Here is a 21621-nt window from a genome sequence, read left to right as displayed (position 1 = left end):
AAGCGCCGGGCGCCGCCCCAAGCCGCGTCAGTCCTGCGGTTGCGGCGGCCAGGCGTTGTCGCCGCCCATGCCCGCCGAAAAGGCGATGCGGAGCGCGTCGGACAGGCTGCGCGCGCCGAGCTTGGTCATCACATTGGCGCGGTGGACCTCCACGGTGCGCGGCGAGATGCCCAGATCATAGGCGATCGTCTTGTTGGGATAGCCCTGCGCCAACCCCTCCAGCACCTCGCGCTCGCGCGCGGTGAGGCCGGCGACCACCACTTCCGCCTCCGATGCGCGGCCCACGCTGTCTTCCGCCGCGTCGAGCCGGGCGAACGCCGCCTCGATCGCCGCGAGCAGCACGTCGTTGGCGAAGGGCTTCTCGATGAAATCGACCGCACCCGCCTTCATCGCCTTGACTGCGATCGTCACGTCGCCATGGCCCGTCAACACGATCACCGGCATCGTCACGCCGCGATCGAGCAGCGCCTGCTGCACCGCCAACCCATCCATCTCGGGCATGCGCACGTCGAGCAGGATGCAGCCGGCATCGAGATGGCGCACTTCCTTGAGGAAGGCGATGCCCGAGGCCCAGCTCTGCACGGCGAAGCCCGAGGTCTTGAGCATGAAGCCCGCCGAACGGCGGACGCTGTCCTCGTCGTCGATGATATGGATGAGCCGCGCCTGCGTCATTCGTTCGTCTCCGGTTCCGCACTGACCAAGGTGAAGTGAAACAGCGAGCCGCCGCCTTCGCGCGGCTCCATCCAGATGCGCCCGCCATTCGCCTCGACGATCGTGCGACAGATCGAGAGGCCCAGACCCATGCCCGATTCCTTCGTGCTGTTGAAGGCGCGAAACAGATTCTCGGCGATCGCCGGCGCGACACCGGGGCCGGTATCCGCCACGGTCATGCGGACAAGGCCCGATCCTTCGCGCGCGCTGGAAACCGCAAGGTGCCGCTGCGGCGAATCGGACATCGCCTCGATCGCGTTGCGCATCAGGTTGATGAGCACCTGCTGCGTCTGCACCTTGTCGACCAGCACGCGAGTCGCATGCGGATCGAGATCGAAGCTGACCGAGACGCCCCTCTCCCGCGCGCCGATCAGCGCCAGCTTGGAGGCTTCGTCGACCAGGTTGGGCAGATCCTCGACGCTCTTCTCGACTTCGCCGCGGCCGACGAACTCGCGCAGCCGCCGGACGATGTCGCCCGCGCGCATCGCCTCGCTGGTGGCTTCGTCGAGTGCCTCGTGGATCATCGGCAGATCCTCGGGAGCCGGGTCGCGCATCAGGTTGCGCACGCCCTGGACATAATTGGTGACGGCGGTGATCGGCTGGTTGAGCTCATGCGCCAGCGTCGATGCCATCGTCCCCATCGCGCTCACCCGCGCGGCATGCACCAGCCCGGAGCGCAGTTCCTCGATCCGTTCCTCGGTGCGCTGCTTCTCGGTCAGATCGCGGATGAAGCCGGTGAACATCCGCTCGCCCTGGGTGATGGCCTCGCCCACCGCCAGCTCCATCGGAAAGGTGGTGCCGTCGCGGCGCCGGCCGATCACGGTGCGGCCGCGGCCGATGATCCGCTTTTCGCCGGTCGCGAGATAGCGCTGGAGATAGGCGTCGTGATTCTCGCGATCGGGCGAGGGCATCAGCATATCGACATTGCGGCCGACCACTTCGGCCTCGGTGATGCCGAACAGGCGCTCGGCGGCGGCGCTGAAGGAGAGGATGTCGCCGATCTCGTTGATGACGATCATCGGATCGGGCACCGTCGCCAGGATCGAGCGGAACTGCGCGGCGCTGGCGCTGAGCTGACGCTCGGCGGCGCGCTGGGCGGTCACGTCGCGGATGACCTTGCCATAGCCCTTGAGCTTGCCGGCCTTGTCGTAGAGCGGCGTGGTGGTGACATGGGCGAGGAATTCCGACCCATCCTTGCGGACGCGCCAATCCTCCTCCTCCAGCTTGCCGCCGGCGCGCGCGCGCTCAAGATCGGATTCCGGCTTTCCCGCCGCCACGGCGCTTGCGGGATAGAAGATCGAGGAAGGGCGGCCCACCACTTCCTTCTCGGTCCAGCCCTTCAGCCGCTCGGCGCCCTTGTTCCAGATCGATATCCGGCCCTGCGGATCCAGCATGTAGATGGCATAGCCGGCGGCGCCGTCGATCAGCAGGTTGAGCTCTTCGGCCAGATCCTCGGCGCGCCGCACGTCGTCTTCGCGCCGAAGCCGAAGACGGGGGCCCCAATTGCTCAGCCAGTGCCTCATGCCCGATCAGTAGGAATATTTCGGAGCCATAACCAGTGGGCGCGTGAAGGTGGACGACGGAGCCGCCGCCATCAGCGCGTGAGTGCGCCCAGCAGCACCTGCTGGCGCAGCGGCTTTTCGAGCACCGCGGCGAACCCCGCCTGCTCCGCCGCCTCGCTGACCCCGGATGAGGGAAAGGCGGTAATCAGGATCGCCCGCCCCTGCCAGCCGCGCGCGCGCAGCGTCCGGAGCGCGCTCAGGCCGTCGCCGTCGGGCAGGCGATTGTCGGCGATCAGAAAGTCCATCTCCGCGGAAAGTGGATCGGCGAGCGCGGGCGTGGCCGCGGCGAACGAGCGCACCTCGAAACCGAGCCCCTGGAGCAGCAATTGCAGCGAGCGCCGCACGCCATCATCGTCTTCGAGAAGCAGGATGCGTCCGCGGGGAAAAGTCTGGATTTCGGAATTTACTGACATCCGCCGAGCGCTACATTTCGGGCCGCCGCGCCGCGATGCGTAGTCTTACGGATGGTGCGGCGGGGCCCCCGCGCGCCGCGAACCGAAATTGAGCCTGCGCGTGACGTTATAGTCGAGCACCGCCATCACGAAATAGGCGGCGAGCTGCTTGAGGCGGGTCCAGGGGCCGGTGCGCGCCTTGTAGAGTTCGGGCGTGATCCGCTCCGATACGGAAATCTCGCCCTCAACATAGCCGCGCACATAGGCGGCGAAATCGGGATCCTCGATCCGCAGCATCAGCTCCAGGTTCAGGAACATGCTGCGGATGTCGAAATTGGCAGAGCCGATATGGACGACATCGTCGATGACGAAGAGCTTCGAATGGAGCTTGGTCGGCAGATATTCGTAGATCTGCACCTGCTTGCGCAGCAGCCCGGCATAGGTGAAGCGCGCCGCCCAGATCGCCGCGCCATGGTCCAGCTTCGACGGCAGCACCAGCCGCACCCGGCCGCGCTGCCCCGCCTTGTCGAGCCGGCGCAGCATCGCCGGGCTGGGGGCGAAATAGGCGGCGATCAGATCGATCGCGCGCGATCGCTCCATGTCGCGCTTGACCACCCGCGCCCAGGGAGAAAGCTGCCGCATCGGCCCGCCGAGCAGCCAGCGCGTCGTGCCTTCGGGCTCGCTCCATGCCTGGAGCAGCCGCGCCAGCGCGCGCAGCGACGACCCCGGCCGCTTCGCCCAGCGCGCCAGCGCGTCGAAATAGCCGACCAGCCGGGTCGCCGCCGGCCCCTCGACCAGCAGGCCAAGATCGCGCCAGGCGCCTTCCGAGACGGTGCCGAAATAGCTGTCCTCGACATTGAAGCCGCCGATGATGACGCGCCTCGCATCGGCCAGCGCCAGCTTCTGGTGGTTGCGCAGCAGATAGCGCCGCCCCCAGCGCGGCACGAATCGACAGACCTCGATGCCGGCGGCGTGGAGCGGATCGAAGAAATGGCGGCTCTGGGCATGCTCGCTGCCCAGGCCGTCGACGATGAGCTGGACCGAGACGCCCCGCGCCGCCGCCTCGATCAGCGCGTCGCGCACCGCCGCGCCGGCCTCGTCGTCGACATAGATGTAATAAAGGACGCGCAGCGTCTGCCGGGCCGACCGGATCAGGTCGAGCAGCGCCTCCATCCGCTCGGGTCCGTCGGGCAGCAGGGTGAGCCGGTTGCCCTCCACCGGGAAACTGGGCTGGGACAACGGCGTCATGCCCTCCAGATGCCGCCCGCGCCCGGCCGGCGCAAGCGCGGCGCTCTGGATATCGGAGCAGCGACTCCGGCTGTGACGGGACTGGAACAGCGGAACGACCGGGCTCGCCGCTTGGGGGAAGCCCGATTTTCTTGACATCGACGCCCATCGTCCCTAGATGCCGCGCCTCTCCCGGACACCATTATTCCTAAGGAAGCGTAGATGGCGCGCGTCACAGTCGAGGATTGCGTCGACAAGGTTCCCAACCGTTTCGACCTGGTGCTGTTCGCCGCCCAGCGGGCGCGGCAGATCTCGGGCGGCGCCGAGCTGACCCTCGATCGCGATCGCGACAAGAACCCGGTGGTGGCGCTGCGCGAGATCGCCGAGGAAACCGTGCGCCCCACGCATCTCGAGGAAGCGGTGGTCTCCAGCCTCCAGCGCGTCCAAGTCGACGACGAGGAAGCGCCGGACGAGGTCGGCTCGCTGGCCGCTTCGGCCGAGGCGCTGCGTCTCACCGCCGCCGCCCCGCCGCGCAACCAGAATCTGGGCGGCGACTACGACGGCTGAGCCCGGCCTTCCCTGCCAGGGGAATTTCAGCAACGAATCATGAAAAAGGCCGGGGTGCGATACCCCCGGCCTTTTTTCTTTTCAGGTCGCGCGCCTCATCCCTTGGCTTCTTCCGACGCCTCCCGCGCCAGCGCAGCGGCATATCTGCCGGCAAAATTCTCATGGACACGGGCAATGGCGGGATCCGACGCGGCCCGCGCCCTTTCGAGCGACTGGCGGTGGCGGCGTTCGAGATATTCGCGGTCAGCACTTTGGGGCATGACAAGCTCCAGACTTGCGAGCGGCAGCTATCCATTGCTGTCCGTCGGCGCTGTGCTCGAATCCCCTGGCGCCGATGTGCAGAAGCTTACGCCTCCTTCGCCCCGGACGCGACTCGATTCCTATTGATCCAAGTCAGTCGGGCGCCCCTTGAAACCCTGGGCCACGACGAACCATTCGACCGATCCCTTGCGGCTCGACGGCGGCTTGGCGTGCTTCACAGTGGCGAAATTGCGCTTCATCTCGGCAACGAGCTGCGAATCGGCCCCGCCGGCGAACACCTTCGACACGAACGCGCCGCCGGGCTGGAGCGTCTTTATCGCGAAATCGAGCGCGGTCTCCACCAGCCCCAGGGTGCGGAGCGCATCGGTCTGCGGATGGCCGACGGTGTTGGCCGCCATGTCCGACACGATCAGGTCGGGCGCGCCGCCCAGCTCCGCGATCAGCAGATCGGGCGCGGCATCGTCCATGAAGTCCATCTGGAGGATCACGGCGCCGTCGATCGGATCGACCGGCAACAGATCGATGCCCACCACCGCGGCGCCCGGCAGCCGCTTGCGGATCACCTGGGTCCAGCCGCCGGGCGCGAGGCCGAGATCGACGATCCGCTTCGAGCCCTTCAGAAAGCCGAACTTCTCGTCAAGCTCGATCAGCTTATAGGCGGCGCGGCTGCGATAGCCCTCGGCCTTGGCCTTCTTCACATAGGGATCGTTGAGCTGGCGTTCGAGCCAGCGGTTCGATTGCGGAGTCCGCCCCCGCGCCGTGCGCACGCGCGTATGGCCGCGCCCGCCGCCGCGGCTCACAGCCCGGCCCCGCTCATCAGGCGGCGCAATATCCCCTCGCGGATGCCGCGATCGGCGATGCCGAGCCGCTCGGCCGGCCAGAGATCGAGGATCGATTCGAGGATGGCACAGCCCGCCACCACCAGATCGGCGCGCTCGTTGCCGATGCAGGGCACCTGGGCGCGTTCGGCGATGCTCATGCCCGCGATCCGGCGGCTGATGTCGCGCATTGCGGGCGCGGGAACGATAAGGCCGTCGACGACGGAACGGTCATAAGCAGGAAGCCCCAGATGGACGCTGGCAAGCGTGGTGACGGTGCCGCTGGTGCCCAGCAGACGCGGCGTGCCGCCCGGCGAGCGGAGCCGGGCGACGAAGGGCGCGAAGCTGGCCTGCACCCGCGCGCGCATATCGGAATAGATCGCCGCGCGTGCTTCCGGGCTGTCGCCTGCGCCCGCGGTCGCCTCGGTGAGCGAGACCACGCCCCAGGGCGCGCTGTGCCAGTCGAGGATGCGGGGCACGGGGGCATGCGAATCGACCAATACCAGCTCGGTCGATCCGCCGCCGATATCGAACACCAAAGCCGGCCCGTCGCCGGGCTCCAGCAGCGCATGGCAGCCGAGCACAGCCAGCCGCGCCTCTTCCTCGGCGGTGATGATGTCGAGCGCGATGCCGGTCTCGCGATAGACGCGCTCGATGAACTCGGCGCCGTTCGCCGCCTGGCGGCAGGCTTCGGTCGCGACCGAGCGGGCGAGCGAGACGTTGCGGCGCTTGAGCTTCTCGGCGCAGATGCGCAGCGCCGCCAGCGTGCGCTCGATCGCGGCGTCGGACAGGCGGCCGGTGGTAGCGAGCCCCTCGCCCAGCCGGACGATCCGCGAAAAGGCGTCGATCACGGTGAAGCCCGATCCGTGCGGGCGGGCTATCAGCAGCCGGCAATTGTTGGTGCCCAGGTCCAGCGCGGCATAGTGGCGCGATTCGGGCCAGCGCGCGCGCGCCGGCCTTTCCGCCGGCGGAAAGGGTCTCACGGGGCGGACGGAGCCTGTATTCCGGCCGCGGGGCATTCTGGCGGAGCCATCCCCCATCGTCTCACTCGCTTATGTTCTGTTCCGTCACGGCCATGCGGGCCGCCGGTGCTTGAAAGCGAAGCTAGCGCAGGGTGTTCCACAGGGCAAGGAGCGCCCAGGAGCCATTGACCGGTGTCGAATTTCTTCGCCGGGATCGAGGCCCGGTTCATCGGAACCGTCTATTATGTCGCACGGGCGGCGAATTTTTTGTCGCACCGCGCTCTGCGGAGAAGCTTGACCCGAGGATTTCCGCCGCCTAGAGGCACCCGCCTGTTGCCCCGTCGTCTAAAGGTAAGACTACGGACTCTGACTCCGTCAATTGAGGTTCGAATCCTCACGGGGCATCCAGCATCCTCTCGCGCTCACTTCGCCTCGGCGATCAGCGCCGCGGCCTTCTCTCCCGACCAGTCATAATCGCCCGACATCCGCCACACTTCCTTGCCGGCGGAATCGTAGAGGATCGTCGTCGGCAGGTTCGCGGCCATGCCGGTGCTCAGCGCGGCATCGGTGTCGAGATAGGGCTTCAGATGCTTGTAGCCCGCCTTGGCGAAGAAGGGATCGACCGATTCCTTGCCCTTCAGATCCTGGCTGACCGTCAGCACCTGCAGCGCATCGCCCCTGGTGCCCGCCAGCGCATCGAGCGTTGGCATCTCCTTGATGCAGGGGATGCACCAGGTCGCCCACAGGTTGAGCAGCACCGGCTTGCCCTTGAAGCTGGCGATCGAGACCTTCCTGCCCGTGGGATCGAGGAATGCGGCCGTGGGGGCCGCCTCGCCCTTGTGGGTACGATCCAGCGCCCCGCCATATTGGGGCTCGGCCGCGTTTGCCGCCGCCGAAGTTTCGTTCGCTTGCTGTGGGCCTTGCGATTGCCTATCGCAGCCGCCGATTGCCAGCGCGCCCAGAAGGAGAAAACCGATCGCCGAGCGCAAGGACAGCTCCAATACCATGTGGGGAGGGCGCTTCGCCGAAGGCCCGTCCGCGGTGATGCGCGAGATAAACGCCTCGATCCCCTTCGACAAGCGAATGTGGCGCCAGGATCTGCGCGGCTCGCAGGCGCATGTCGCGATGCTGGGCAAGCAGGGCATCGTCGCGGCGGAGGACGCCGCCCGGATCGCCGAGGGGCTGACGCAGGTCGCCGCCGATTTCGAGGCCGAGGGCGTGCCGGACGACCTGTCCCTGGAGGACATCCACATGGTGTCCGAATCGCGCCTCGCCGAGAAGATCGGGCCGGTCGCGGGTCGGCTCCACACCGCGCGCTCGCGCAACGATCAGGTGGCGACCGATTTCCGGCTATGGGTACGCGACGCGATCGACCAGGCGGAAGCGGCGCTGGGCACATTGCAGGACGCGCTGCTGGCGCGCGCCGAGGAACATGCCGACAGCGTGATGCCCGGCTTCACCCATCTCCAGAGCGCGCAGCCGGTGACGCTGGGCCATCACCTGATGGCCTATTTCGAGATGATCGCGCGCGACCGTTCGCGGCTGGCCGATGCCCGCGCGCGGATGAACCTGTGTCCGCTGGGATCGGCGGCGCTGGCCGGCACCGGCTTTCCGCTCGATCGCGAGGCGACGGCGAAGGCGCTCGGTTTCGACGGTCCCACCCGCAACTCGCTCGATTCGGTGTCCGACCGCGACTTCGCGATCGAATATCTCACCGCCGCCGCCCAGTGCAGCCTGCACCTCAGCCGCCTGGCCGAGGAATTCGTGATCTGGGCGAGCCAGCCCTTCGGCTTCGTCTCGCTCAGCGACCAATGGTCTACCGGCAGCTCGATCATGCCGCAGAAGCGCAACCCCGACGCCGCCGAGCTGGTGCGCGGCCATTCGGGGCGGATCGTCGGCAGCCTCGTCAGCCTGATGATTACGATGAAGGGCCTGCCGCTCGCCTATTCGAAGGACATGCAGGACGACAAGCCGCCGGTGTTCGAGGCGCACGACCTGCTGGGGCTCTGCATCGCGGCGATGACCGGCATGGTCGGAAGCGCGACCTTCCGCACCGATCGGATGCGCGCCCTGGCCGAATCGGGCTTCGCCACCGCCACCGACCTGGCCGACTGGCTGGTGCGCGAGGCGGGCGTGCCGTTCCGCGAGGCGCATCACATCACCGGGCGCGCAGTCGCCAGGGCAGAGGCCGAGGGCGTCCGGCTCGACCAGCTGTCGATCGATGCACTGAAGGAAATCGACGCGCGGATCGACGATCGCGTATATGGCGTTCTGAGCATCGACGCATCGGTATCGAGCCGCGCCAGCTTCGGCGGCACGGCGCCGGTGCGGGTGCGCGAGGCGATCGCTACGGCTCGCGCGGGCCGCAAGGAGAACGGGCGATGAAGCGAGTGATCCCGGCAGCGGCGCTGCTCCTGATCCTGGGCGGCTGCGGCGCGCGCGGCGAGCTCAAGCGTCCGCAAGGCGTCGCCGCTCCCGCCACGCCCTATGGCGCAACCGAGGCGCCGAGCACCGGCGACCTGCTCAAGGCGCCGATCCAGACACGCCCGGCGCGCAGCGACGACCTGATCGAAAGCTCGGACAAACGCCGCAGCGACGAATACGACCTGCCCCCTTCCAACTGATCCCGAGCACCATGAACCATTTCGAATTGATCGACGGCGAGATGCACGTCGAGAACGTACCGATTTCCGCCATCGCCCAGGCCGTGGGCACGCCGGTCTATGCCTATTCGGCGGCGCGGCTGCGTGAGAATGCGCGCGCGTTCCGTGACGGCGTGGCGCCGCTGGGCCGCGTCCACCTGGCCTTCGCGATCAAGGCCAATCCCAATCTCGCGGTGGTGCGGCTGCTGGCCAACGAGGGCTTCGGCGCCGATGTCGTCTCGGGCGGCGAGCTGGCACGCGCGATGGCCGCGGGCGTGGCGGCGAAGGACATCGTCTTCTCCGGCGTCGGCAAGTCGCGCGCCGAACTGATCCAGGGGCTGGAGGCCGGGATCGGCCAGTTCAACCTGGAGCTGGAGGAAGAGGGCGTCGTGCTCGCCGCGCTGGCGGCGGAGCGCGGCTTGCGCGCGCCCGCGGCGCTGCGGGTCAATCCCGATGTCGATGCCGGCACCCATGCCAAGATCTCGACCGGCAAGGCGGAGAACAAGTTCGGCCTGCCGATCGACGAGGCGCCGGCGATCTTCGATCGGCTGGGCGGCCTGGAGGGGCTCAACCTGCGCGGCGTGGCCGTGCATATCGGCAGCCAGCTATTGGGCCTGGCGCCGCTGGAAGCCGCGTTCGAGCGCGTCGGGCGGCTGGTCGCCGATCTGCGCGCCGCCGGCCACACGATCACCCATGTCGATCTGGGCGGCGGACTGGGCGTCGCCTATCGCCCCGGCGAGACGCCGCCGACTCCCGCCGCATTCGGCGAGATGGTCGCGCGCGTGACCAAGGGCTGGGATGTCGAGCTGATGTTCGAGCCCGGCCGCGTCATCGCGGGCGATGCCGGCGTGCTGGTGACCGAAGTGCTGTGGGTGAAGCCCGGCGTCACCCATCCCTGGGTGATCGTCGATGCGGCGATGAACGACCTCGCGCGCGTCGCGCTCTACGACGCCTATCACGGCTTTGCGGCGGTGAAGCCCAGCGGCAAGACGATGGTCGCCAATGTCGCGGGGCCGGTGTGCGAGAGCAGCGACGTGTTCGTGAAGGGCCGCGAGATCGATGCGGTGAAGGGCGGCGACCTCGCCGTGCTCCAGACCGCGGGCGCCTACGGCGCGACGATGGCGAGCACCTACAACAGCCGGCCGCTGGTGCCCGAGGTGCTGGTGTCCGGCGACCGGTTCGAAGTGGTCGCCAAGCGCATCGCCGCCGAGCACATCATGGCCGAGGAACATGTCCCGGACTGGCTGAAATGAGCCTGCCCGCCCTGCCGATCTTCGTGCGGCTGGCGGGGCGGGCGGTAATGCTGATTGGCGACGGCGAAGCGGCGGACGCCAAGCGGCGCCTGCTGGAGCGCACCGGCGCGTCGATCGTCGGCGAGGACGCCGAAGCGGCGCTCGCGATCGTGGCTCTGGCCGAGCCGGAGGAGACGGTGGCGCGGCTGCGCGCGCGCGGCGTGCTGGTCAATGCAGTCGATCGGCCCGATCTGTGCGATTTCACCCTGCCGGCGATCGTCGATCGCGATCCGGTGATCGTCGCGGTGGGCACCGGCGGCACCTCGGCCGGACTGGCGGCGGCGCTGCGGCAGCGGCTGGAGGGGTTGTTGCCGGCAAGCCTGGGCCAGCTCGCTCGCGAGCTGGAGAAGCACAAAGCAGCGCTGCGCCAACGCTGGCCTGACCCGGCCGAGCGACGGCGCATGCTCGGTGCCGGGCTTGCCGGTCCCCTCGATCCGCTTGCGGAAAGCCGCGAAGGCGCTGTCGGGCATTGGATCGCCTCGGCCGGCAATGTGCCGGCGAGCGGGCTCGTCCACCTGCGCCTGACCTCGCCCGATCCCGACGATCTCACCCTGCGCCAGGCCCGCCTCCTTGCGCAGGCGGACCGGGTCTTCCATCTTGCGGGCGTGCCCGATGCGATCCTGAACCGCGCCCGCGCCGATGCGCCGCGCCTAGCCATTAGCGAACCCCCGGCCGAACCCGGCCCCGGCCTGTCGATCCTGGTGGAGATGGCCGGGTGAGCGGCTTCGCCTATGTCGTCCATGACGGAAAGGTCGAATCCCCGCCGCTCAAGCAGGCGCTGGACATTCGCGCCGGCCTCACCTGGGTCCACCTCACCACCAATGACGAGCGCGCCAAGGCATGGCTGGGCAGCGAGGCGGGGCTTTCGCCCTATATCCTCGAAGCGCTGACCGCCGCCGAGACGCGGCCGCGCTGCGACGCCGTGGGCGAAGGCGCGGTCATCAATTTGCGCGGCCTCTCTTCGGAGGCGCTGGCGATGTCGGATCCGCTCGCGTCGATCCGGCTATATGCCCATGGCGGCTGCGTCTTTTCCGTGACCAGGAAGCCCCTCAACGCGCTGGAGGACGTACGCACCCAGGTCCAGGACGGCAAGATCCTCGATCCCGGCGACCTGATCGCCGCGCTCGCGCTCGCCATCACCGAGGAGCTCGATCCGCAGGTGGCCGAACTGGGCGATTCGCTCGACGATTGCGAGGAGCAGATCGCCACGCACCGCGCCTTCGAGCTGCGCCGGCTGGTCAATCGCATCCGCGTCCAGGCGATCGGCTATCGCCGCTTCCTCGTCCCCCAGCGCACCGCGCTCGAAAAGCTCGCGGCCTTCCCGGGCGAATGGCTGCGCGACGACGACCGGCTGCACCTGAACGCCGCCGCCGATCGCGCCGCGCGTATGGCCGAAGAGCTGGAGAGCATCCGCGAGCGCGCCGCGCTGACCCATGAGACGCTGACCGACCTGCGCGCCGAACAGATCGACCAGCGCTCGCTGGTCATATCGGTGGTGGCGATGGTGTTCCTGCCGCTGACCTTCCTCACCGGGCTGCTGGGGATGAACGTGGCGGGCATCCCCTATGCGCACGAGCCCTGGGCGTTCTGGGGCGTGGTGGCGGTGTGCGTGGTGACGGCAGTCGCGATCGCGGCCTATTTCATCCGCCGCCACTGGTTCGAGCGATAGCGATCAGGCGGCCTGGCTTTGGCCGATCTGCACATGCAGCGCCTGGATCGACGCGGCGAGCCGGCTGCGATCGGCACGCGTCGCGGCAAGCTCGCCGCGGACCTCGCCCAGCTCGATCGCCCGCGCGGCGATGCGCGCATCCAGCGCGAGGTTGGAGCGCTTGAGCTCCTCCAGCCGCGCGGCACGGGCAAGCGTGCGCTCGACACGGGCGAAGATGATCTCGAAATCGAACGGCTTGACGCAATAATCGTCCGCCCCTGCGGCCAGTGCCGCCGTGCCGCTGCCGTCCTCGCCATCGGCGAGCATGATGACGGGCAGATCGGCCGTATGGCGAGATCCGCGGATCTCGCCCAGCACCTCCATGCCGGACATGTCGGGCAGGCGCGTATCGAGCAGCACCAGATCGAAGCCGCGCGCCGCGATCAGGTCAAGCGCCTCGGCGCCGCGATCGCTGAGCACCACGAGATGGCCGAGATGGCCCAGGCGATGCGCAAGTGCGTTCAGGCTGGAACGGCAATCGTCGACCGCCAGGATCACGGGCACGGGCCGGCGGCGCGTGGCCATCCTCTCCCGACCTGCACTTTGCTCCATTGCCCTCTTGTCCCTCGCGCCCTGGAGACAGGCATAAGGCCCAAGCCCTGAGCAAAGGGTAAAGGCGGCGGAAACCGCTTGTTAGTCGCCGAGGAAATCGAAGATCTGGTCGATCATGACCTTCATCGCCGCATCGCAAGCCGTGACGGCGTCGCCGGGCTCGGCGGTATTGATCGCGAGACCCATCGGGGTCGGCCAGCCGCGCAGCGCGTGGGTGATCGTGCGCAGCGCCTGGAGCGTGGAAACCGCCGCCTGCCATCCCGCCGCGGTCGCGATCAGACCGACCGGGAGCCCGTCGAAATAGACCCGCTCGTCGCCGCGCAGCAGCTCGACATAGTCCAGCGCGGTCTTGACCAGCCCCGAAAGCGTGCCGTGATAGCCGGGCGAGCCGACGATCACCGCATCGGCGCTGCGCAGCGCCTCCAGATAGCGGGCGATCGCGGGATTCCCCTCGGCATTGCCGGGCTCGTAATGCGGGAAGGCGATGGCTTCGCCGGTCAGCAACGTGGTGCGGGCGCCGCGCGCCTCGGCCATGGAGAGAGCGGCGGCGAGCAGCCTGCCGGTGGTCGATTCGGCCCGGAGCGTTCCGCCCAGGGCGACGATATGGGGTGTGCGCATGGGAGAAGCGCTAGCCGAAAGCGCCGCCCGCCGCCAGATCAGGCGCGGACGCTCGACCAGGCGCCGGCGATTTCCTCCAGGCTGGCCGCCGCATCGCGGAACGGCTTGGGGTCGTTGCCCAGGCTCGCCTGCACCACCTGATTGCGCAGCCCGTGATAGAAAGCCGCGAGCGCCTTCGAGACTTCGCCGCCCTTGGCGAAATCCAGCCCCGCTTCCAGCGCGAACATCACCGCCGTCGCCCGCGCGACGCGCTCGCTCTTGACCGTCGGCTTGCCCTTCTCGGCCGCCCAGGCGGCGGCGCGCAGCGCCCCCACGCCTTCCTCATAGAGCAGCGACACCAGCCGGTGCGGATCGGCGTCGGCGGTGCGCCCGGCGATGTCGATCTGGCGATAGGTGGAGGCAGGATCGGCGGCCAATGCCGTCGCGTAACGGGCCATCAGTTGCTGCTCGCGTTCCAGCTGTCGATCTGCTGCTGGAGGAAGGTCTGGGTCGATTTGTAGCTGGCGACGATGGCGTCCATCGACGCGAACTGGCGGGTCATGCGCGTGCGCGTGTCCTCGGCGGCGGTGATCGCGTCCTGCTGGTCCTCGGCGACCTGGGCCTGCGCCTTTTCATAGCGGTCTTCGCTCGCGCCCAGACCGAAGGTGGTGCTCGACGCGTCGCTCGCGATCTGCGCCAGCGCCGCCGACACGCCTGCGCCGTCCGCGAACATCGCCTCCACCGCGGCGGGATGCCCGGCCAGCGTCTTGGTGAGCGTGGCCGAATCGAGCGTCAGCGATCCATCGCGATTGGTCTGCACGCCCAGCGCGGCGAGCGTGCGCGGCTCGCCCGCCGGGGCGGCGGTGTTCATGTCCCGCGCGGTGAGCTGGCTCATCGATCGCATCAGCGCCTTGGCGGCAGTATCGCCCTTGAGCGGGCCGTTCACCGGATCGGTGGCGGTCTTCAGCATCGAATAGAGCTGATTATAGGCATCGACGAAATCACCGACGGCCTGCCTGAGCGAATCGGTGGGCGCCACCGTGCCGAGCAAGATCTTGGTGCCCGGCGCGGCCGAGACGAGATCGAGCTTCACGCCGGGGATCAGATCGTCGATCGAATTGCCGGTGCGCTTCACCGCGACGCCGTCGACCGCGACGATCGCGTCCTGCGCAGCCGTGCCGATCGTCGTGCCGGCGGCGCCGACGCCGATGTCGAGCGCCGACAGGCCGGGAGCCTCGACGTCCTCGGTGACGGTGAGGGTGAAGGCCTGGGCGGCCCCGGTCGCGCCCTTCAGCACCAGCCGCGAGCCGTCGGCATCGGTCAGGATCGAAGCCGTGACGCCCGCCTTCTTCGCGTTGATCGCATCGGCGATGCCCTGGAGGCTCGAATTGGCCGAGGTCACGTCGATCTCGATCGGCGTGCCGCTGCCGGCGGTGAAGCCCGTCATCGCGCCGTCTGCAACGGTGGTGGTGCCGAAGGTCAGGGTCAATTTGCCGGTGCCGATCGCCGCGCTCTTGTCGGCCACCGCCGCCGCGCTGGCGACCTGGGCCTGGGCGAGCTGCCGCACCTCCACCGTGCCCGAAAGCTGGCCGATCGTCTTGCCGATGATCGCGCTCGCCTTGACGACGCCGGTGTTGCTGCTGTTCGGCTGGGTCTGGAGCGATCCGTCCTTGATGAGCGCCTTCAACGCGCTGTCGAACGCCGTGACCGCGCTCTTGATCTGCGACGCCGCCGAGATCTGCGCGGTGAGCGCATCGTTCTTCGACGTCAGCGCGTCGTTCTTGTTCTGATATTGGGCGGTGACGAGCTGATCGACCAGCGCCTTGATATCGATCCCCGAACCCGCGCCGAGCGTGGTCGTGATCGACGGTGTGGACGTGGTCGGCGTGGTCGTCGTCATGGAATCCCCCTGTCCCGATAAGCGGCCGCGCGCGCGGCGGCTTTAGGTGGCAGCGCCGATTTTGTTGCCGTTTTCGTCGAAAAGCGCGCTCGCGGGCACGTTGACCAAGGGCTGGATGCCGGTGGCCCGCGCATTGACCCCGAACACGAAGGCGAGGACGGTCGCGATCGCGAGATACAGGTCGTCGCGCACCTCCTGCCCCTCGCGGCTGGTGTAATAGACGGCGCGGGCGAGGCTCGGATATTCGAGGATCGGCACCGCGAACTCGCCCGCCAGCTCGCGGATCGCCAGCGCGGTCTGGCCGCGTCCCCTGGCGACCACCACCGGCACCTGGTCCTGCCCCTGGTCATAGCGCAGCGCCACGGCGAAATGGGTCGGATTGGTGAGCACGACATGGGCGGTCGCGACCGACTTGCGGAAGCCGCCCTTCAATATCTCGCGCTGGCGCTGGCGCTGGGCGCCCTTCAGCTCGGGCGAGCCTTCGCTTTCCTTGTGCTCCTCCTTCACCTCCTGCTTGGTCATGCGGAGCTGGTTCAAATGGCGGAAGATCTGGATCGGCAGGTCGACGCCAGCGATCAGCAGCAGCCCCGCCGCCATCACGAACATCAGCGTCAGGAATTGCCCGCCGAGCGCCCCCACCGCGCCGTTCAGGTCCGCCGAGGCGAGCCCGATCGACTTGCCCGTGATCGACCACAGCATCCAGCCGCCCATTACCCCGAGCAGCACGACCTTGAGCAGCGACTTGCCGAGCTCGATCCAGCCGGTGGGGCCGAAGATGCGCTTGAGCCCGGCGCCCGGATCGATCCGCGATGCCTTGGGCGCGAACAGCTTGTTGTTCCAGCCGAGCGAGCCGAGCCCGGCCTGGCCGGCGATCGTCGCGATCATCGTGAAGGCGAACAGCCCGGCGAGCGACGGCAGCAGCTTCCACCCCGCCGAGGCGAGCGGCCGCCAGGGCTCGAAATCCTCGACATCGGCATGGCTGAACGAGAAGCTCGCGGTCATCACCTCGCGGCAGGCGCGCAGCAGAGACGGCCCCATGAAGAGCATCCAGGCGCAGCCCGCCAGGATGATGATCGCCGCGCCGAAATCCTTCGACTTGAGGAGCTGGCCTTCCTCTACCGCCTTGCGCTTGCGCTTGGCTGTCGGGGCCTCGCTCTTTTCGCCCGAAGTCTCCGCCATCAGCCGAGCACCAGCGCCGGCGCGGCGGCGAGCGCCTCGCGGATGATGACGAGCATGTAATCGCCCATCGCCGGCAGTGCGAGCAGGATGGCGACGATGCCCATCGCCAGGCTGGCTGGGATGCCGATCGCGAACAGGTTGAGCGCCGGCGCGGCACGGCTGAGCATGCCGACCACGACGTTGAGGCACAGCAGCAGGAAGCCGACCGGCAGCGCGAGCAGCAGCCCGGCGAGGAAGGCATAACCGCCGAACATCGCGATGTTCAGCAGCCGCTGCGGCGCGATCCAGGCGCCGGGCGGCATCACTTCGTAGCTGCGCACCACCAGATCGACGAGCACCAGATGCCCGTCGACCGCAAGGAACAACAGGGTCAGCAGCAGCGACAGGAACTGGCCGAGCGCCGGGGTCGCATGACCGCTATTGGGATCGACGGCGTTGGCGAAGCCCAGCCCCATGCCCATGCCGATCACTTCGCTGGCGATCATCGGCGCGGAAAAGGCGATCTGGAGCACGAAACCGAGCGCGAGCCCGATCAGCGCTTCGGCCGCGACCGCGAGGAAGGTGTTGATCGAGAATATCTCGGGCGGCGCGACGATATGCGCGGTGTTGACCACCAGCACGCCGATCGCCCCCGACAGCGCGATCCGCACGGGCAGCGGCACCGAGACCGCGCTGAACACCGGCGCCGCGACGAACGCCGCGCCGATCCGCACCATCGCGAACAGCAGCGCCCAGAGCTGCGGCTCGATCGAGAGCCCGAAGCCCATCATCCCGGATTCCCCTCCCGCTTGCGGGAGGGGTTAGGGGAGGGCGTGTGCGACAAGGCGGGAAACAGGCCCTCCCCCGACCCCTCCCGCAAGCGGGAAGGGAGAAGATATCCCCGATCCCTCATCGCACCAGATCCGGAATGCGCTCAAAAATGCTCGTCGTGAAATCGCCGAGCAGGCCCAGGATCATGCCGCCGAAGATCACCAGGCTCACCGCCACCACGACCAGCTTGGGAACGAAGGTGAGCGTCTGCTCCTGGATCGAGGTCGCCGCCTGGATCATGCCCAGGATCAGGCCCGAAAGCAGCGCGGGGATCAGGATCGGCGCGGCGGCGAGCGCCAGCACCCACATCGCCTCGCGCGCGACGGTGAGGAAATAATCGGCGTCCATGGCTAACTCGCGAAGCTCTGGGCAAGCGAGCCCATCGTCAGCGCCCATCCGTCGACCAGGACGAAGAGCAGCAGCTTGAAGGGCAAGGATATGATCGTCGGCGACATCATCATCATACCGAGCGACATCAGCACCGTCGCGACCACCAGATCGATGACGATGAAGGGCAGGAAGATCAGGAAGCCGATCTGGAATGCGGTCTTGAGCTCGCTGGTGACGAAGGCGGGGAGCAACACCGAGAAGGGCACGTCGGCGGGGTTCGCATAGGGGCCGCTCTTGGCCATGTCGGCGAACATCTTCACGTCGCGGTTGCGGGTCTGCTTTATCATGAAGCCGTGCAGCGCCTGGCCCGATCCGGCGATCATCTCGGTCGCCCCGATCTTGCCGGCGGCATAGGGCTGGATCGCATTGGTGTTCATCGTGGCGATCGTCGGCGCCATCACGAAGAAGCTGAGGAACAGCGCGAGCCCGATCAGCACCTGGTTAGGCGGCGTCTGCTGGAGGCCCAGCGCCTGGCGGAGCAGCGCCAGCACGATCACGATCCGGGTGAAGCTGGTCATCATCAGCAATATGCCCGGCAGGACCGAGAGCAGACCCATGATGATGAGCACCTGGAGCGACAGGCTGAGCGGCGCGTTGCCGCCGCCCAGGTCGCCCAGCGCGCGATCGACCGCATCGCCGACGCCGGGTGTCGCCGCCGGGGCGGGCACTCCTTGCGCGTAGGCGGGCGCCACGAACAGGACCAGCAAGGCGAGGAGGGCGACGAACAGCGTCGCGGACTTGATGCGCATCAGCCGGCCTTGTCCACCAGGGTCACGCCGGTACGGCTGACCGACACAAGCAGCCGGCGCCCTTCGAAATCGACCACCGCGAGGCGCAGGCCGGGGGCGAGCATCATCGTCTCCTTCACCTGCACCAGCTTCTCGCCCTGGTTCTTGGGCAGCCGCGCCTCCAGCTTGCGCCAGGCATAGAGGCAGCCGATCAGCAGCCCGCAGACGAGCGGCAGCAGGATGACCAGCTTCAGGATATAGGCCCACATCATGCCCGGGCGGCCCGCTTCTCCGGCGAGACCAGCTCGGTCATCCGCACGCCGAACTTCTCGCCCACGGTGACGACTTCGCCCCGGCCGATCAGCGTGCCGTTGACGAACACGTCGAGCAGCTCATTGGCCTCGCGATCCAGCTCGATCACGCTGGTCTCGCCCAGCGCGAGCAGCTCGCGCAGCGACAATTGCGTCGAGCCGATCTCGACGGTCAGCTTGACGCCGACGTCCTGTAGCAGCCGGAAATTGGCCGTCACGGACGTATCGACGGGGAATCCGCCGCTCATCTCGTTCATCGGAAATCCTCTTCGGTAAGCGGTTCGAGTTGGGTGAGGCGCACGGCCGCGCGGCCGTTGGCAGTGCCGACCAGGCCGGTGCCGAGGCGGCGCTCGGCCACCATCACCGGAACCTCGGGGCCGAAATCGATCGGGATCACATCGCCGGCCTTGAGATCGAGCAGCAGGCCCAGCGGCACCACCGGCTCGGCGAGCACCGAGCGCACCGGCAGCTTCACGCCCATCACCGCGCGGGTGAGGCCGGAGCGCCATTCGGGCTCCACGTCGAGGGCGTCGCCATGGACCTTGGCGACCAGCGAATTGCTGTGCGGCTTCAGCGCCGCGACGGGATAGAGAATGTCGACATGCTGCGGCTTGCCCTCGCCGGCGGCGAGGCCGAACCGCGTCACCACCACGGGATCGTCGGCCGCAAGATCGGGCGCGGCGGCGATGTTGGCCGATGCCTCGGCCCGGAAGGCGACGCGGGTCAGCGGCTCCCAGGCGGATTCCATCGGCACCGCGAGCATGGTGCCCAGCCGCGCCAGCAGCGCTTCGGCGGCGGGGGTAAATTCGGCCGGCAGCGGATTGGGCGCCTCGCCGTCGCCGCCGAAGAACGCATCGAGCATCTGGAGCAGCAGCCGGGCGTCGATCACGACCTGCGCGCGCGCACGCGCGCTGCCCATCGCCAGCGGCTGCCAGGCGGACAGCGCATCACCGCGCTCGGCCTTGTAGTCGGCGAAACGCTGGACGACGAGCGGCTCGGCCCAGCAGCGCAGCTCCTGGCGGAGCACCCCTTCGAAAACGCCCCTGAGCGACTTCGCCAGCCGCGCCGACAGATGCTGCAGCGTGACCAGCTCGCCGAACGGATTGAGGTTGACCGTCCCCAGCGCCGGCGCATGCTCCGCGCCGGCCCGGGGCCGCTCGCGCCGTTCGGCGGCAATGTCTGAAGGAGCGTTAACCATGTTCGTTCACTGAACGATGAAATTGGTAAAGTAGACGTTACTGACCCCGCCGAATCCTTCCTTTTCCTTCAGGACGGCGTTGATCGCCTTCACCAGCCGGTCCTGGATGTGCTTCTTGCCCTCGGCGGTGAACACCTCGTCCTCGGTCGTCTCGCCGAGCGACATCAGGATCGACGATCGGATCGCGATCTCATGCGTCTTGATGTTCTCCAGGACGCGCGCGTCATAGGGCGTCGAGACGGCGATGCCGACCTGGATGAAATGGACGCTGTCCTGAAGGTTGGAGGTGAACTCCTTCTCCAGCGGATAGTAATTGGAGGCGTATCTGTCGCCACCCTCGCCCGTCGGCGTTTCCTTGCCGTGGATCTCGGCGGCGCCTTCCTCGCCGTGCCCGCCGCCTTCGCCGCCCTTCAGCGAGGCACGCTTCTCCTCGCTCTTGGGCACCAGGCGCGGACCATCCTCGGCGTCGCCATGGCCGCCGGCGGCGTCGAACCAGCCGGCCTTGACGCCGTAGGCGGCCGCGCCGCCCCCGCCACCAAGCAGCAGCACGGGCAGGCCGACCAGCAACAGCAGCTTGCCCTTCTTTTTCTTCTTCGGCGCGGCGGCCGCGTCTTCGGTCTTGTCAGCCATTGGGGTCTCCTGGGTCAGGCGATGCGTTGATCGGTATCGGCCGCGGCCTCAGCCGCAGCGCCGGCAGGGCGCGGCGGCGCGGGCTGGCGCGTCGCGGCGTTCTGCTGCTGGCCCGAGCCGGCGGTGCCGCCGTCGACGCTCGTCTGGCCGAGCTTCACGCCGCGGGCTTCGGCGAGTTCGCTCAGGCGCGGCTGGGCGTCGCTGAGCAACTGGCGCGCGGCCTGGGTCTCGGTCGCGAAATGGACATGGATGCGGTCGCCCTCGTGCCGGATCGAGATATCGACCTGGCCGAGCGCGTCGGGCGCCAAGCGGATGCGGGTATCGCCGGTGGCCGATGCGTCGCGCATCGTCTCGATCCGGTCGATCATCGATCCCATCCATTCGTGGCGGCGCGTATCGAGCGCGGCCTGCTGCATGCCGGCCGGCGCGGCAATGGCGGGCGCGGAAGGCGCATCCGGCGCGGCGGGGGTGAAGATCGCGTCCACCGCTTCACCCACGGGACGGCGCGGCGCGAGCGGCACGTCGAGCGAGAACGTCACCGCCGGCGTCGCAACCGGATGGTTCGACAGCGCCGGGACTTCGACGGCAGGCGCGGCGACGGGTTGTGGCGGCACGGCCGGCTGCGCAGCATCGGCCTTGGCCTGGAACACCGGCTTGGGCGCCGCCTCGACCGATGGGGCAATAGTGACGGCAGGCACGGCCTTGCCGGTGGCGAGGACTGCACCGTCATCAGCCGGAACGGCATCGGGCACGGGTCCGCCCTTTTGCGGCTTGGCGCCCTCGACGACAGGCTGCGCCTCCATTGGCGCGGCTTCACCCGGTGTTACCGGACGCGGCGCCGGTTTCGCGGCAGGCGCGAAGCCGGTGCGGACGGGCTCGGCCGCAATGGGCGCGGCGAACCACGCAAAGGCCGGGTCCGGATCGCTATCCTTGTCCGCGTCGCCGTCGCCCGGCTTTTCGTCGAGATCGAGTTCCGGCAATTTCTTGCCGCCCGCGGCAATCGCCTGCCCCCCCGGCAGCAATGTCTCGCCCGCCTCCGCAGGCGCGCCGGGCACAAGAACCGTGGCGAGCGCGACCGCGAAGCTGCTGACGCCGGCCACGGGCGCCGCACGCGGTGCTGCTGGGGCTGGCGTTGCTATGGCAGGCGAGATCTGGATCAAGACGAAATCCCCGGTGAAACATAT

Annotated in this window: 27 protein-coding genes and 1 tRNA gene; 7 read left to right on the top strand and 21 right to left on the bottom strand. The window is 68.3% G+C overall.

The window, feature by feature from the left end; genetic code table 11:
• Positions 1 to 27 precede the first annotated feature (27 nt).
• From HB724_RS04360 to HB724_RS04345, 4 genes are all read right to left on the bottom strand, one after another.
• Positions 28 to 672: a response regulator gene (locus tag HB724_RS04360; RefSeq protein ID WP_213979689.1), complete on the bottom strand. Its 645-nt coding sequence runs from the start codon at positions 670 to 672 to the stop codon at positions 28 to 30.
• Positions 669 to 2234, bottom strand: coding sequence for a PAS domain S-box protein (locus HB724_RS04355; RefSeq protein ID WP_213979688.1), 1566 nt, complete (start codon positions 2232 to 2234; stop codon positions 669 to 671). Before HB724_RS04355 ends, HB724_RS04360 begins: the two co-directional genes overlap by 4 nt.
• 71 nt (positions 2235 to 2305) lie before the next feature.
• On the bottom strand, positions 2306 to 2686 hold the full coding sequence (locus tag HB724_RS04350) for a response regulator (RefSeq protein ID WP_213979687.1): 381 nt from the start codon (positions 2684 to 2686) through the stop codon (positions 2306 to 2308).
• A gap of 45 nt (positions 2687 to 2731) precedes the next feature.
• Positions 2732 to 3913 (bottom strand): phosphatidylserine/phosphatidylglycerophosphate/cardiolipin synthase family protein, encoded by a 1182-nt coding sequence (locus tag HB724_RS04345; RefSeq protein WP_213979686.1) that lies wholly within the window; start codon positions 3911 to 3913, stop codon positions 2732 to 2734.
• Between the two features lie 201 nt (positions 3914 to 4114).
• On the opposite strand from HB724_RS04345, the gene rpoZ reads away from it, so the two are divergent.
• Complete coding sequence (gene rpoZ / locus HB724_RS04340; protein WP_213979685.1) at positions 4115 to 4459, top strand: DNA-directed RNA polymerase subunit omega; 345 nt, start codon at positions 4115 to 4117, stop codon at positions 4457 to 4459.
• Between the two features lie 95 nt (positions 4460 to 4554).
• Here the strand turns inward: rpoZ and HB724_RS04335 are convergent, their stop codons facing one another.
• The 3 genes from HB724_RS04335 to HB724_RS04325 all read right to left on the bottom strand — a co-directional run bounded on the left by HB724_RS04335 (position 4555) and on the right by HB724_RS04325 (position 6557).
• Entirely contained in the window at positions 4555 to 4719 is a 165-nt protein-coding gene (locus HB724_RS04335; RefSeq protein ID WP_213979684.1) for a hypothetical protein, read from the bottom strand.
• A gap of 120 nt (positions 4720 to 4839) precedes the next feature.
• The gene (locus HB724_RS04330) at positions 4840 to 5520 is read right to left on the bottom strand and encodes an RlmE family RNA methyltransferase (RefSeq protein ID WP_213979683.1); all 681 of its coding nucleotides are present in this window, start codon (positions 5518 to 5520) and stop codon (positions 4840 to 4842) included.
• Positions 5517 to 6557, bottom strand: coding sequence for a Ppx/GppA phosphatase family protein (locus HB724_RS04325; protein ID WP_256731313.1), 1041 nt, complete (start codon positions 6555 to 6557; stop codon positions 5517 to 5519). The genes HB724_RS04330 and HB724_RS04325 overlap by 4 nt, the downstream gene beginning before the upstream one ends.
• Positions 6558 to 6834: 277 nt before the next feature.
• Here HB724_RS04325 and HB724_RS04320 point away from each other — a divergent pair.
• A tRNA-Gln gene (locus tag HB724_RS04320) sits at positions 6835 to 6908 on the top strand.
• A gap of 14 nt (positions 6909 to 6922) precedes the next feature.
• On the opposite strand, the gene HB724_RS04315 is transcribed toward HB724_RS04320, so the two are convergent.
• Entirely contained in the window at positions 6923 to 7489 is a 567-nt protein-coding gene (locus HB724_RS04315) for a redoxin family protein (protein ID WP_346344663.1), read from the bottom strand.
• 16 nt (positions 7490 to 7505) lie between these two features.
• Here HB724_RS04315 and argH point away from each other — a divergent pair, with 16 nt between their 5' ends.
• From argH to HB724_RS04290, 5 genes are read left to right on the top strand one after another with little or no spacing between them, the layout of a single operon-like run.
• Positions 7506 to 8885, top strand: coding sequence for an argininosuccinate lyase (gene argH, locus HB724_RS04310; protein ID WP_213979680.1), 1380 nt, complete (start codon positions 7506 to 7508; stop codon positions 8883 to 8885).
• Positions 8882 to 9124: a hypothetical protein gene (locus HB724_RS04305; RefSeq protein ID WP_213979679.1), complete on the top strand. Its 243-nt coding sequence runs from the start codon at positions 8882 to 8884 to the stop codon at positions 9122 to 9124. Before argH ends, HB724_RS04305 begins: the two co-directional genes overlap by 4 nt.
• 11 nt (positions 9125 to 9135) lie before the next feature.
• Entirely contained in the window at positions 9136 to 10395 is a 1260-nt protein-coding gene (gene lysA / locus HB724_RS04300) for a diaminopimelate decarboxylase (RefSeq protein WP_213979678.1), read from the top strand.
• Positions 10392 to 11153: a bifunctional precorrin-2 dehydrogenase/sirohydrochlorin ferrochelatase gene (locus HB724_RS04295; protein ID WP_213979677.1), complete on the top strand. Its 762-nt coding sequence runs from the start codon at positions 10392 to 10394 to the stop codon at positions 11151 to 11153. The genes lysA and HB724_RS04295 overlap by 4 nt, the downstream gene beginning before the upstream one ends.
• Positions 11150 to 12103 carry a CorA family divalent cation transporter gene (locus HB724_RS04290; protein WP_213979676.1) on the top strand — a complete coding sequence of 318 codons (954 nt, stop codon included), beginning with the start codon at positions 11150 to 11152 and terminating at the stop codon, positions 12101 to 12103. Before HB724_RS04295 ends, HB724_RS04290 begins: the two co-directional genes overlap by 4 nt.
• Positions 12104 to 12106: 3 nt before the next feature.
• Here HB724_RS04290 and HB724_RS04285 read toward each other — a convergent pair whose 3' ends face one another.
• The 13 genes from HB724_RS04285 to HB724_RS20680 form a co-directional block, all read right to left on the bottom strand.
• On the bottom strand, positions 12107 to 12667 hold the full coding sequence (locus HB724_RS04285; RefSeq protein ID WP_256731312.1) for a response regulator: 561 nt from the start codon (positions 12665 to 12667) through the stop codon (positions 12107 to 12109).
• Between the two features lie 108 nt (positions 12668 to 12775).
• Positions 12776 to 13312, bottom strand: coding sequence for an NAD(P)H-dependent oxidoreductase (locus tag HB724_RS04280; RefSeq protein ID WP_213979674.1), 537 nt, complete (start codon positions 13310 to 13312; stop codon positions 12776 to 12778).
• A gap of 38 nt (positions 13313 to 13350) precedes the next feature.
• On the bottom strand, positions 13351 to 13749 hold the full coding sequence (locus tag HB724_RS04275) for a flagellar protein FliS (protein ID WP_213979673.1): 399 nt from the start codon (positions 13747 to 13749) through the stop codon (positions 13351 to 13353).
• A complete protein-coding gene (gene fliD, locus HB724_RS04270) occupies positions 13749 to 15191 on the bottom strand; it encodes a flagellar filament capping protein FliD (RefSeq protein WP_213979672.1) in 1443 nt (480 codons plus the stop codon). Before fliD ends, HB724_RS04275 begins: the two co-directional genes overlap by 1 nt.
• Positions 15192 to 15233: 42 nt before the next feature.
• Positions 15234 to 16370, bottom strand: coding sequence for a flagellar type III secretion system protein FlhB (locus tag HB724_RS04265; RefSeq protein ID WP_213979671.1), 1137 nt, complete (start codon positions 16368 to 16370; stop codon positions 15234 to 15236).
• Positions 16370 to 17140 (bottom strand): flagellar biosynthetic protein FliR, encoded by a 771-nt coding sequence (fliR, locus tag HB724_RS04260; protein WP_213979670.1) that lies wholly within the window; start codon positions 17138 to 17140, stop codon positions 16370 to 16372. Before fliR ends, HB724_RS04265 begins: the two co-directional genes overlap by 1 nt.
• A gap of 118 nt (positions 17141 to 17258) precedes the next feature.
• Positions 17259 to 17528 carry a flagellar biosynthesis protein FliQ gene (gene fliQ, locus HB724_RS04255; protein ID WP_213979669.1) on the bottom strand — a complete coding sequence of 90 codons (270 nt, stop codon included), beginning with the start codon at positions 17526 to 17528 and terminating at the stop codon, positions 17259 to 17261.
• A gap of 2 nt (positions 17529 to 17530) precedes the next feature.
• A complete protein-coding gene (fliP, locus tag HB724_RS04250) occupies positions 17531 to 18319 on the bottom strand; it encodes a flagellar type III secretion system pore protein FliP (protein WP_213979668.1) in 789 nt (262 codons plus the stop codon).
• Positions 18319 to 18570, bottom strand: a complete 252-nt coding sequence (locus HB724_RS04245) for a flagellar biosynthetic protein FliO (RefSeq protein WP_187730240.1) — start codon at positions 18568 to 18570, stop codon at positions 18319 to 18321. Before HB724_RS04245 ends, fliP begins: the two co-directional genes overlap by 1 nt.
• Complete coding sequence (gene fliN / locus HB724_RS04240) at positions 18567 to 18866, bottom strand: flagellar motor switch protein FliN (protein ID WP_213979667.1); 300 nt, start codon at positions 18864 to 18866, stop codon at positions 18567 to 18569. Before fliN ends, HB724_RS04245 begins: the two co-directional genes overlap by 4 nt.
• Positions 18863 to 19807, bottom strand: coding sequence for a FliM/FliN family flagellar motor switch protein (locus HB724_RS04235; RefSeq protein WP_213979666.1), 945 nt, complete (start codon positions 19805 to 19807; stop codon positions 18863 to 18865). Before HB724_RS04235 ends, fliN begins: the two co-directional genes overlap by 4 nt.
• Before the next feature lie 6 nt (positions 19808 to 19813).
• The gene (locus HB724_RS04230; RefSeq protein WP_213979665.1) at positions 19814 to 20437 is read right to left on the bottom strand and encodes a flagellar basal body-associated FliL family protein; all 624 of its coding nucleotides are present in this window, start codon (positions 20435 to 20437) and stop codon (positions 19814 to 19816) included.
• A gap of 14 nt (positions 20438 to 20451) precedes the next feature.
• Positions 20452 to 21537 carry a flagellar hook-length control protein FliK gene (locus HB724_RS20680; RefSeq protein ID WP_213979664.1) on the bottom strand — a complete coding sequence of 362 codons (1086 nt, stop codon included), beginning with the start codon at positions 21535 to 21537 and terminating at the stop codon, positions 20452 to 20454.
• Between the last annotated feature and the right edge of the window lie 84 nt (positions 21538 to 21621).

Origin of the sequence: Sphingomonas sp. dw_22 (assembly GCF_018449795.1) — a bacterium.
Classification (GTDB): Bacteria; Pseudomonadota; Alphaproteobacteria; order Sphingomonadales; family Sphingomonadaceae; genus Sphingomonas.
Note: the sequence above shows the minus strand (reverse complement) of the source record. Positions and strands in the feature narration are given on the sequence as shown.